Origin of the sequence: Rhodococcus sp. R1101 (assembly GCF_000278445.1) — a bacterium.
Lineage (GTDB): Bacteria > Actinomycetota > Actinomycetes > Mycobacteriales > Mycobacteriaceae > Rhodococcus > Rhodococcus gordoniae.
This window is the reverse complement of record NZ_AJVB01000089.1, coordinates 1-11,331: the sequence shown is the minus strand read 5'-3', so window position 1 is coordinate 11,331 and position 11,331 is coordinate 1. Positions and strand designations below refer to the sequence as shown.

The 11,331-nt window shown below is 65.5% G+C and carries 10 protein-coding genes and 1 pseudogene; 7 read left to right on the top strand and 4 right to left on the bottom strand.

Features of this window, described 5'->3' with window-relative positions:
* Positions 1-1,057: TRAP transporter substrate-binding protein DctP (dctP, locus tag R1101_RS0108710; protein ID WP_016933053.1), on the top strand; the 1,057-nt coding region annotated here is incomplete at its 5' end.
* 73 nt (positions 1,058-1,130) lie between these two features.
* Here dctP and R1101_RS0108705 read toward each other — a convergent pair.
* Both R1101_RS0108705 and R1101_RS0108700 read right to left on the bottom strand, forming a co-directional pair.
* Positions 1,131-2,048 carry an enoyl-CoA hydratase gene (locus R1101_RS0108705; protein WP_016933052.1) on the bottom strand — a complete coding sequence of 306 codons (918 nt, stop codon included), beginning with the start codon at positions 2,046-2,048 and terminating at the stop codon, positions 1,131-1,133.
* Positions 2,049-2,069: 21 nt separating this feature from the next.
* Complete coding sequence (locus tag R1101_RS0108700; RefSeq protein ID WP_051017506.1) at positions 2,070-3,140, bottom strand: phosphotransferase family protein; 1,071 nt, start codon at positions 3,138-3,140, stop codon at positions 2,070-2,072.
* Positions 3,141-3,422: 282 nt separating this feature from the next.
* On the opposite strand from R1101_RS0108700, the gene R1101_RS0108695 reads away from it, so the two are divergent.
* The 4 genes from R1101_RS0108695 to R1101_RS0108680 are packed head-to-tail and all read left to right on the top strand — an operon-like array spanning position 3,423 to position 8,109.
* Entirely contained in the window at positions 3,423-4,916 is a 1,494-nt protein-coding gene (locus R1101_RS0108695; RefSeq protein WP_026003046.1) for a class I adenylate-forming enzyme family protein, read from the top strand.
* A 12-nt stretch (positions 4,917-4,928) separates the two neighbouring features.
* Positions 4,929-6,017 carry an NADP-dependent oxidoreductase gene (locus R1101_RS0108690; RefSeq protein ID WP_016933049.1) on the top strand — a complete coding sequence of 363 codons (1,089 nt, stop codon included), beginning with the start codon at positions 4,929-4,931 and terminating at the stop codon, positions 6,015-6,017.
* A complete protein-coding gene (locus tag R1101_RS0108685; RefSeq protein ID WP_016933048.1) occupies positions 6,014-6,778 on the top strand; it encodes an SDR family NAD(P)-dependent oxidoreductase in 765 nt (254 codons plus the stop codon). Before R1101_RS0108690 ends, R1101_RS0108685 begins: the two co-directional genes overlap by 4 nt.
* 38 nt (positions 6,779-6,816) lie before the next feature.
* Positions 6,817-8,109, top strand: a complete 1,293-nt coding sequence (locus R1101_RS0108680; protein ID WP_016933047.1) for an acyl-CoA dehydrogenase family protein — start codon at positions 6,817-6,819, stop codon at positions 8,107-8,109.
* A gap of 302 nt (positions 8,110-8,411) precedes the next feature.
* Here R1101_RS0108680 and R1101_RS0108675 read toward each other — a convergent pair whose 3' ends face one another.
* The gene (locus R1101_RS0108675) at positions 8,412-9,599 is read right to left on the bottom strand and encodes a thiolase C-terminal domain-containing protein (protein ID WP_037222598.1); all 1,188 of its coding nucleotides are present in this window, start codon (positions 9,597-9,599) and stop codon (positions 8,412-8,414) included.
* Between the two features lie 2 nt (positions 9,600-9,601).
* Positions 9,602-10,030, bottom strand: a complete 429-nt coding sequence (locus tag R1101_RS0108670) for a Zn-ribbon domain-containing OB-fold protein (RefSeq protein WP_016933045.1) — start codon at positions 10,028-10,030, stop codon at positions 9,602-9,604.
* 339 nt (positions 10,031-10,369) lie between these two features.
* Between R1101_RS0108670 and R1101_RS26195 the strand changes: the two genes are divergently transcribed.
* The gene (locus R1101_RS26195; protein WP_051017505.1) at positions 10,370-10,981 is read left to right on the top strand and encodes a TRAP transporter small permease; all 612 of its coding nucleotides are present in this window, start codon (positions 10,370-10,372) and stop codon (positions 10,979-10,981) included.
* Positions 10,978-11,331 (top strand): annotated as a pseudogene (locus tag R1101_RS26190) (TRAP transporter large permease); the annotation flags it as partial. The gene R1101_RS26195 and the pseudogene R1101_RS26190, both read left to right, overlap by 4 nt.

Genomic DNA, 11,331 nt, shown 5'->3' with positions numbered 1-11,331 from the left:
ATCGGGTGGCCTGCACATCGAGAACTACGCGAACGCCGTGTCCGAATGGTCCGGCGGCAAGATCACGTTCGACATCGTGTACTCGAACGGCATTGCCTCACCCACCGAGGCCGACGACGCCGTCCTCGACGGCCGGCTCGATCTCGCGCAGGTGATGGGGGCATACGAACCGCAGGAGTATCCGGCCACTTTCGCCCTGAACAACGCCAGTGTCCTGTCGGACAACAGCGTGATCGTGGGAACGCTGTCGTCCAATGCATGGCCGGTCGACGTGGCCTTCTCGACCCTGGAGATCATGGACGAGTACGACGATCACGGACTGAAACTTCTGCTCCCGTCGTTCAACTCGGGGTCGATCGCGTTGATCTGCAACCAGGACCGCAACGAACTCGGGGAGCTGAAAGGTCAGTCCATCGCGTCCGGTTCGGCGACTCTCGGAACCCAGGTCACCGCGCTCGGCGGAAACCCGGTCTCGATCGGATACACCGAGTACTACGAGAGTCTGCAGCGCGGGGTGGCTGCGTGTGCTGCGACCACGCTGACCGCAGGCATGATTGCGGGGATCATGGAGGTTGCCCCGCATGTCGTGATCGATCCCGAGGCAGGATTCGCCAATACCGCAGGCGCGCTCGCGATGAACGCCGATGTCTGGAACGATCTTCCGCTGGTCGCTCAACAGCTGCTGTGGGATCGGCTCGACGTGTTCGTCGAGGGAAGCCTGAACAAGATCTGGGACGGCACAGTGGACGCATCCGCGACGATCGCGCAGTTCGGCGGTTCCGCGCAGACCTTCGCGGACGATGCTCGCGAAGCACTGAAGGCGAAGAACGAGTCGATCGTCGCGAACCTGGCGACGACCGCACCGGGCGGTGAGGAGTTCGTCGAGCGGGTGCGTGAGAGGGCCGCGGCGTGGCGCACCACCGTGGCCGATCTCGGATACGAGAACACCGTCGACTACGGCGGTTTCGCAGAGTGGTACAGCCCCGAGGCACTCGACGTGACCGCCTTCGTCGATGCGCTGTTCGACGAGGTGATGGTCGCACATCGGCCTTCGTGACGGATCTCGCGGATCGTAGCGAAACGGGCCCGGAAGCAGGTTGCTTCCGGGCCCGTTCGCCGTACTCGCCGGATCAGGGGGTGTAGGGGTCGGCCCTGGTGATGGGGGGAGCGGTCTTCCAGTCGGGTAGTCCCAGCTCGGGCGTGCCGACCACAGCCTTGCCACCGGAGAGATGGGTCCACTGCGCATGGTTGAGCTGGTGGATCGTGAAGCACGCGTCGAGTGCGTTGCTGAAACCCATCGCGTCCTGGCTCTGGTTGACCGATTCCTTGACGAGCATCGCCGCCATCGTCGGTACCCGTGCGATGCGGCGCGCGAACTCGAGGGTCTTCTCCGTGAGATCGTCCGCCGGGAAGATCTTGCTCACCATGCCGAGCGCGCGGGCGTCCTCGGCGTCGAGACTGTCTCCGGTCAGAAGCAGTTCTTTCGCCTTCCTGGGGCCGAATTCCCAGGGATGACCGAAGTATTCGACGCCGCACATGCCGAGCCGGGTGGCGACGACGTCTGCGAACTGGGTGCCTTCGGCGGCCACGATGAGGTCGCACGCCCAGGTGAGCATGAGCGCTGCGGAGAAGACGTTGCCGTGCACCTCGGCGATGGTGATCTTGCGGAGATCGCGCCAGCGACGGGTGTTCTCGTAGAAGTAGTGCCACTCCTGGTGGAAGCGGGATTCGACGGCGTCCTTGGTGCCGCCGGTGCACGCGTAGGACCAATGCTGGTCGGGGCCGGGGTTCCGCTCGGCCAGGTAGTCGGGGCTCCCGAGGTCGTGCCCGGAGGAGAAGACCGGGCCGTTGCCGGCCAGGATCACCACGCGCACGTCGTCGTCCGCCTCGGCTCGCAGGAAGGCCGCGGTGAGTTCGACGAGCAGGCCCCGGTTCTGGGCGTTGCGGTACTTCACGCGGTCGAGCACGATGCGGGCGATGGTGCCTTCGTCGTGGGTTTCGTAACGAAGGTACTTGTACTCGGTGACGGAACGGGGGTCGGTGGTCACGAAGATTCCTTCCGGAAGGTGTCAGACGACGTGAGACGAACGGGAGGTCGGAGCGATGCAGGTAGTGGCGACCAGTCGCAGCGCTTGGTCGAGCAGGGCCTGGGAGACCGCGTGGAAACGCGCTCCGAGCGCTTCGTCGGTCTTTCCGGCACAGGCGCGCGCGTGGGTGCCTTCGAGGATGATCGCGAGCCGGTAGCAGGCGAGAACCTGGTACCAGTCGAAGTTGCTCATGTCGCGACCGCTCGCTTGTCCGTACCGGGCGACGAGTTCGTCGCGGGAGGGCAGTCCGTCGAGTTGCTGCGCGAGTCCCTTCGTGCGGGACTCGCTCGGGTCGGGCCAGGTCGCGAGCAGGTGGCCGAGGTCGAGGAGGGGGTCGCCGACGGTGGCGAGTTCCCAGTCGACGATCGCCGCGACCGCAGGTGACTCGCGCTCGAACATCACGTTGCCGAAGTGGAAGTCGCCGTGGATGATTCCTTTGCTCCAGGTGGCGGGCCGGTGCTCGTCGAGCCATCGGCCGATCTCGTCGACACCGTCGAGTTCGGGACCGGGCCAGCCGTCGAGTTCGTGGTAGGAGTCCAGTTGCTTACGCCAACGGCCCACCTGTCGTTCGATCCATCCGTCGGCGCGGTCGAACTGTTGTTGCCCGAGGACGGTGGGGTCGACGCTCCCGAGGGCTGCCGCGGCGTCGGCGAGGGCGAGTCCCATGGCGTGCTGCATCTGCGGTGACGATGCGTGTGGTTCCGGAACCTCGGTGGTCGCGGTGAATCCGGAGACCGCTTCCATGACGAAGAAGCAGAAGCCCATCGTTTCGGTGTCGTCGCAGGACGCGACGAGTCGGGGATGGGGCACGGTGCTGCCTGCGAGGGCGGTGAGGATGCATGCCTCCCGCCGCATCGTCTCGTCGCTGTTGGCGCGTTTGTGCAGCGGGGGCCGCCGGAACACGTAGTCGTGTCCGTTCCGCGTGAAGCGGACCAGGATGTTCTGGGTTCCGCCGGTGAGGCCTACGACGTCGGTGATCGGCCCGGTGCCGACACCTCGGTCGTCCAGCCAGGACGTCAGGGCTGCGACGTCCACGTGGGCGCGGTCGCTCATCGGTGCCACCTCGTGTTTCGTGTCGAGTTCCGGATCTCGGGCCAGGAACGGGTTGTACAGGCGAGTGACCGGGGACACTCGATGGGCACTCTACACATCCATATCAACCATTGTCATGATTAGCTTCACATTAGGGCTCATGATTGTTAGAGTTCACCTCACGACGCCCGGCCGGCTCGACAGCGCACCGGCGGGAAGCTCTCGAACTTCCGAAGCGCGGCCGTTCACGCGCCGGTAGAGCAGCGTCGTGGACAAGCCGGTCGCTCTCATCCAGGTGGTGCAATGGGTATCGAAATGGTTCTCGACATGGCGACCTCGGTCGTACCGGACCGAGTGGCGGTGGGTCCCCTCGAATCGGGGCTGACCTATCGGCAGCTCGACGAACTGACCTCCGGAGGTGCCGAGTTCGTTCGCAAACACGGCGCCGCCCACCTGGTCTTCGTCGGTGTCAACAGCCCCGTCCTGCCTGTGCTCACGTTCGCAGCGGCGAAGGCGGGCATCCCTATCGCGCCTCTGAACTACCGGCTCACCGCAGGCCAGTTGAACGACCTCGTCGCACAGCTCGATCGGCCGCTGATCGTCGCCGACCCCGCTTACCGGGACGCACTGCGCGGAGCGGCCGATGTCGTGCTCACCGGCGACGAGTTCCTCGAAGCCGCCCGCGCCGCCGGCGCCGGCAGCCCCGAACCGTCCTCCGACGACGGAACTGCGGTGGTGTTGTTCACCTCGGGGACGACCTCCGCGCCCAAGGGAGTGCTGCTCCGGCACCACCACCTCACCTCATATCTGTTCAACACCGTCGAATTCGGTTCCGCCGGTGAGGAACAGGCGACTCTGGTCAGCACCCCGCCGTATCACATCGCGGGCATGGGTGCCGTCCTGAGCAACATCTACGCGGGACGCCGGATGGTGTACCTGCCGGACTTCACGCCCCAGGGCTGGCTCGATCTCGTGCGCACCGAGGGCATCACGAGCGCGATGGTCGTGCCCACGATGCTCGCTCGCGTCGTCGACCACCTGGGCGGTGAACCCGCCCGTACCCCGACCCTCGCTTCCCTCGCCTACGGTGGGGCACGGATCTCGCAACCCGTGCTCGAGCGCGCACTCGCCGCCTTCCCTGAGACCGGGTTCGTCAACGCCTACGGCTTGACCGAGACCAGTTCCACCATCGCCGTTCTCGGACCCGACGATCATCGCGAGGCGCTGTCCGACGAGTCCATCAGGGACCGGCTGTCGTCGGTGGGACGCATCGTGCCCGGCATGGAGGCCCAGATCCGCGCGGAAGACGACATCACCGTCCTCGCCGACGGCGAGACCGGACTGCTGTGGGTGCGGGGGGCGCAGGTCAGTGGCGAGTACATGGGGAAGGGGTCGGTGCTCGACGAGGCCGGCTGGTTCCCCACCCGTGACCGCGCCCGCATCGAGGACGGTTTCCTCTACATCGGAGGACGCGTCGACGACACCATCATCCGCGGCGGTGAGAACATCGCACCCGCCGAGATCGAGGACGTGCTCGTCCGGCACGACGACGTACGCGAGGTCGCCGTCGTCGGTGTACCGGACGACGAATGGGGAGAACGGATCTGCGCCGTGATCGTTCCCGTCGGCGACGATCACGCGCAACCCGAGCAGGTGCGGGCCTGGTGCCGTGAGCGTCTGCGGGGTTCGCGTACCCCCGATGACGTGGTCTTCGTCGACGAACTGCCCAAGACGCCCACCGGAAAGCTGGTTCGCCGGGATCTGATCACGCAGATCACCGCAGCCGGCCCGGTCTGAATCGAGACCCCTGTGCCGTCCGAACTCACCCGCCAGTGGGTCCTTCGCTCCCGTCCGAAAGGTCGGCCGAGCGCGGAGGACGTCGAACTGGTCGATGCCACGCTGCCTCCGATCACCCGCGGATCCGTGCTGGTGGAGAACCTCGTCATGTCCGTCGAGCCGTACATGCGCGGCAGGATCGGTGGTGAGGCCACCTATGCCGAGCCGTACCCGCTCGACGAACCGATGCTCGCGCCCACGGTCGGCCGGGTCGTCGAGACCACCGATCCCGCGATGCCGGAGGGTGCCCTCGTGCTGCACGAACACGGATGGCGCAGCCACGCCGTGGTGCCGGCCGAGCAGTGCCGCATCCTCCGGGACGACGGTCTCGGTCCCGCCGACCATCTCGGTCCGATGGGGATACCCGGGATGACCGCCTGGATCGGATGCGAACGCATCGCCCGGATCGAGACCGGGGACGTCGTGTTCGTCTCCTCGGCCGCCGGAGCCGTCGGATCCGTCGCCGTGCAGATCGCGAAACTGCGCGGTGCCACCGTGATCGCCAGTGTGGGCAGCCCCGAGAAGGCGGACGTGGCACGTGCACTCGGTGCCGATGCCGCCTTCGACTACCACGACGGCCCGGTGAAAGACCTGCTGCGGACGGCGATGGAAGAGGTCGGCGCGTCGGCGTTGAGCGTCTACTACGACAACGTGGGCGGCGAACACCTCGAGGCCGCGATCCGTGTGATCGACGATCATGCGCGCATCGTGCTGTGCGGCATGCTCAGCATCTACAACTCGGCCACACCACAGCCGGGACCGCGCAACCTCATCAAGCTCGTCTGGAGACGCGCCCGGATGGAAGGCTTCCTTCTCCGGGACCACCTCGACGCGCGCGACGCCTTCGAGGAACAGATGTCCGGATGGCTGCGATCCGGAGCGATCCGGCCCGTACACACCGAGTTCCCGGGCGGGATCGACGGCGCATGGGACGCCTTCCTCGGGATGCTCGACGGCCGGGCGACCGGGAAGGCCGTCGTACCGCTCGTCGCCACCACCGATCCCGGTGCCACACGTGAAGCGGGCGGGAACGGACTGCCCGAGAAGGAGAGGACACGATGACCGATCGCACACTTCCGTTGGAAGGCAAGGTCGCCCTCGTCACCGGCGGGAGCCGGGGGCTGGGTCGCGAGATGGTGCTCGCATTCGCCGCGGCGGGGGCCGACACCGTCATCGTCAGCCGCAAGATCGACAGTTGCGAGAAGCTCGCCGCCGAGGTCCGCGAGACCACGGGGCGCAGGGCGCTGCCGGTGGCCTGCCACGTCGGCGACTGGGATGCCCAGGAGACACTCGTCGAACGGGTCTACGCCGAATTCGGTCGGATCGACATCCTGATCAACAACGCAGGCATGTCACCGCTGTACGACTCGCTCGAGTCGGTCACGGAAGCTTTGTTCGACAAGGTCTTCGACGTCAACCTCAAGGGTGCGTTCCGTTTGACGACGCTCGTGGCACCGCGCATGGCCGAGGCCGGGGGCGGTTCGATCGTCAACATCAGTTCCATCGCCTCGGAGCGGCCTACCCCCGGCGACCTGCCCTACGCCGCCGCGAAGGCCGGCTTGAACGTCATCACCAAGGGTTTCGCGCAGGAGTACGGCCCGGCGGTGCGGGTCAACGCGATCATGGCAGGCCCGTTCCTCACCGACATCAGCAAGTCCTGGGACATGGACGTCGTCGCGGAACGCTTCAAAGCTCTTCCGCTCGAACGAGCAGGCAACCCGGACGAAATCGTCGGTGCCGCGCTCTACCTGGCGGGACCCGGCTCGACCTTCACCACCGGCGCGATCATCCCGGTCGACGGCGGCCGCACCGCGATGCGCTGACCCGCTCGCACCGCACAATTCTTGAGAAAGGAACCCACATGAGCTGGGGATTCGAAACCGACCCCGAGTATCAGAAGGTGCTCGACTGGGCCGAAGAGTTCGTGACCGACGAGGTCGAACCCGTCGACAAGGTCATCACCCATGCCTGGGATCTTCAGGACCCGCTGCGACAGAAGCTGATTCCTCCGCTGCAGGACAAGGTCCGTGAGAAAGGCCTGTGGGCGACCCACTTGGGCCCCGAGCTCGGCGGTCAGGGGTTCGGTCAGCTGAAGCTGGCGCTGCTCAACGAGATCGTCGGTCGCACGCACTCCGGACCGATCGTCTTCGGTGCTCAGGCTCCGGATTCGGGCAACACCGAGATTCTCGCGCATTACGGCACCCCGGAGCTCAAGGAACGCTATCTGAAGCCGCTCATCGAGAACGAGATCGTCTCGTGCTACGCGATGACCGAACCGCAGGGCGGTTCGAACCCGGTGGAGTTCGAGACCCGCGCGGTTCTCGATGGTGACGAATGGGTCATCAACGGAGAGAAGTGGTTCGGCAGCAATGCGCGGTTCGCGTCGTTCTACATCATCATGGCCGTGACCGACCCGGACGCCGCACCTCATCGTCGCCTGTCGCAGTTCATCGTTCCGGCCGATACACCGGGCCTCGAGATCGTCCGCAACACGGGCGTGTGGGGTCACGACTACGAGGTCGGCACCCACGCCTACACCCGGTGGACGGACGTGCGAATCCCCAAGGACCACATCCTCGGAGAGGTCGGTCAGGGGTTCGAGGTGGCGCAGACGCGGCTGGGCGGTGGCCGTATCCACCACGCGATGCGCACCGTCGGCCTGGTGCAGGCGTCGCTGGACATGATGCTCGAACGTGCGGTCTCCCGCACCACGCGGGGAAAGCGTCTCGGGGACCAGCAGATGGTCCAGGAGATGATCGCGGATTCGTGGCTGCAGATCGAGCAGTTCCGCCTGCTCGTGCTGCGGACCGCGTGGCGTATCGATCGGTACAAGGACTACCGCAAGGTCATCAAAGACATCGCCGCGGTCAAGGCCGCGATGCCGAAAGTGTTGCTGGACGTCACCTCTCGCGCGGTGCAACTGCACGGCTCGCTCGGTGTGTCCAAGGAACTTCCCCTCGGCAAGTGGCTGTTCGAGAGCTACCACATGGGGCTGGCCGACGGCGCAACGGAAATCCACAAGGTGGGTCTGGCCCGTCAGCTGCTGCGTGACGCCGAACCCCACGACGGCCTGTTCCCGAGCTACCACCTGCCCGAGCTCGAGGAGCTCGCGCGTCGCAAGTTCGCGGCGCAGTTGGCGGGACTCGAAGACTGATTCTTCGGTACGAGGGTTCTTCGGCACGAGGGACCCGGAGTGATTTTTGCTCCGGGGCCCCGTGACGCAACAAAACGGCTTTACAGTTTCACGGTGTTGCGGTGCTCGAAATGACTTGGTCGTTCGCGAGTCCTGATGGGTGCGCAACATTCGAAACGGTTACCGTTGCCGGCGAACTCCATTGTAGGTGGCTCCGAGTCGGCGATTACGGAGTATTCAGGAGTCCCTGATGGCCGCACCTCGTTGACTCACAACCGCGTACGTCCGACGGACGCACGCGGTTGTTCGTGGTCGTGCGGTTGTCAGGAGTCCGCAGAGATGACGAACGCCGTCGACCCTGCCAATCCGTTGGAGACCGTGACGACGGACCGCTTCGCGTCCGGAATCTGTCGCTCTCCGGCACGACCGGTCACCTGGTAGGCGGCTTCGGTCAGCTGGGTCATGCCGTGCAGCCGCCCTTCGGCGAGACAGCCCCCACCGGTGTTGAGAGGCAGTGTGCCGGTGGGCCGTGCGTTGCCGTCGTCGATGAAACCGGCGGCCTCGCCGCGACCACAGAAGCCGAGGCCTTCGAGCCAGGTGTAGGTGAAGATCGAGAAGCCGTCGTAGAGCTGCGCGATGTCGATATCGGCGCGGCCTACCCCGGCGGCGTTCCACAGCCGGTCGCCGGTGGTTTCGGCGCCGGCGAGGATGTCCTCCAACGTCATCGGGACGCCCGTGGCGCCGACGTGGTTGCTGGTGGCGTACCCGGAGATCAACGCGGGCGGGTTGCGGAGGTCGCGCGCACGGTCGGTGCGTGTGAGTACGACGGCGACGGCGCCGTCCACCGGCAGGTCGCAGTCCAGCATGGTGATGGGGTCGGCGATCATGCGCGACGACAGATAGTCGTCGACGGTCAGTGTCTTACCGCGGAAGTATGCGTTCGGGTTCGCGTGAGCCCGTTCGCGGTTGTCGACGACGAAGCGCGCCAAGGATTCTCGTGTTGCACCGGCGAGGTCGAGGTAGCGTCGTGCGACGGTCGCGGCCCAGCCGGCCGGCATCGAGAATCCGTAGGGTGCGAAGAACTGGTCCCTTCCGGCTGCGCGCGCGGAGCCGAAGTTCGAATAACGGCCTTGCGGCATGTGCAGTGCGCGGTAGAGCACGACGTGGGTGCATGCCCCGGCGACGAGCGCGTTGATCGCGTCGATGGCCGCGTGGGTGACCATGGGCATGGTGTTGCCGAGCCACGTGATGTTGTCGCGGATCTTCAGGGCGCCCGCCAGGTGGCCGGGGGTGACGACGTCGATTCCGTCGCGGGTGCCCTTCTCTCCACCGTAGACCGGCATGGTGGGGGTGGTCGCGAGGCCGTCGACGTCGTCGCGGGTGAGTCCGGCGTCGGTGAGCGCGGCGTCGATGGCTTCGACGGTCAAGGACAGGAGGGTGCGCGGGTTGCGCCGGATGAGTTCGGTGTAACCGACGCCGGCGATGGCGACCTTGTCACGGTATTCCCACATGGTCACGCCTTCCTCGGTCGGAACTGGGGTACGACGTCGCCCGGAGCGAGCTCTTCGAAGGTCGCCTCCAGGGACATTCCGATGTGCACGTCCACCGGATCGGTGTCCACGAGGTTGGTCGTGACGAGCAGGCCGCTCTGTTCGTCGAGTTCGACGACGGCGACGACGTAGGGGAGACGGTCGGCGAATCCAGGGGCAGGGGCGTCGTGCATGACGGTGTATGAGTAGAGCGTTCCGCGGCCCGACACCGCCTCGAAGGTCAATTCGGCGGTGCCGCAGGTAGGGCAGGATTCGACCGGAAGGTGCAGGTAACGGCTGCAGGGAGTGCAGTATTGCACCGCGAGACGGTTATTACGTGCGGCCTGCCAGTACGCGGCGGTCGTGTCGTCGGCGAGGGGTAGGGGCTTCGGCGGAGTGTCGGGGGGTGTCATCGGACCTCGTTCGGGATTGACATCTATTGCAGATAATGGTGATCATCTATTGTGATTGTGTGACGCCGGTCTCGGCACGTCAAGTCGAGAAGACGTCAATCATTCGCAGGAACTCTTGACTCCGGGACAATTCAGGCGAATGATATGACTCAACCACGTGACGCAGATCACGACGGAGGGGTGAGCAGTGGTGCATCGCAATCTCGATTCCGGGGTCCGGATCGAGGACGTCGACCCGGACCGGCTCGGTGCGGTACTCACTGCGCTTGCCCAGCTGCTCACCACCTGACATCGGCGTCCCCCACGTGCCTACCTTCCCCTCACACCAGCGGAGTTGACATGAGCGCATCCCCGAGCGCTTCGAAACGGCCCAGCCCGTTGCAGCTGCTCATCGAGATACCTGCCATCGTCGTGCTGTTCGTCATGATGATCCACGTGACCGCCAACGCGCTCACGCGTGCGTTCGCCTCCTCGCCTATCCCCAACACGCTCGAGATCACCCAGTACATCTATGTCCCGATCATCGCTCTGCTCGGCTTCATGGCCGCACAGAGCAGGGGCGAGCACATCGTGGCTGACCTTGTGGCGCAGTACTTCCCCAAGAACGTCAGACGCGCTGTGCTCGCCGGCGGTTACGCGATCGGTGTCGTGGTGTTCCTCGGCTTCGCATGGTTCGGGCTGCAGGAAGCCCTTCATGCGCGTGACATCGGCAAGACTGCAGGTGTTTCCACGGTGGTGGCGTGGCCCGTGTACTTCCTCGTCCCGATCGCTTTCGGTGTTCTGACAGTTCAATTCGCTCTCGCCGGAATTCGAGTACTGCGCGGCGCAGAAGACGCTGTCGACTCCGTCGAGGAAGCCGACGCCGAGGTCGCCCGTATTCAAGAGGAAGTCGCCGACGAGTTGGGTCTGCCCCCCACTACCTCACCCGCGCCGAGTTCGGAGATCCGATGACCACCACAACGACCGTCGACTCGCGCGACTCCGCGCCTCAACCACCACTGGTGGGGTCCAGCAACAAGTTCTCGACTCGGTCCTGGACGCTCTTCGGTGTCTTGATGCTGATGCTCGTGGGTTCTACGGCTGCGGTCTTCATGCCGCTGAAGCCTGTCGCGATCGGATGCGCGGCCCTCGTCATGATGGTGACCCTGCTCTTCCTCCGGGTGCCGGTGGCGCTGTCGATGCTCGTCCCGTCGTTCGCGGGGCTGTACGCCATGCGCGGTGAGCGGACGGTCACCAGTGCGCTGACCACGCTCCCTTACGACGAGGTGGCGAGCTGGACGCTCAGCGTCGTGCCGATGTTC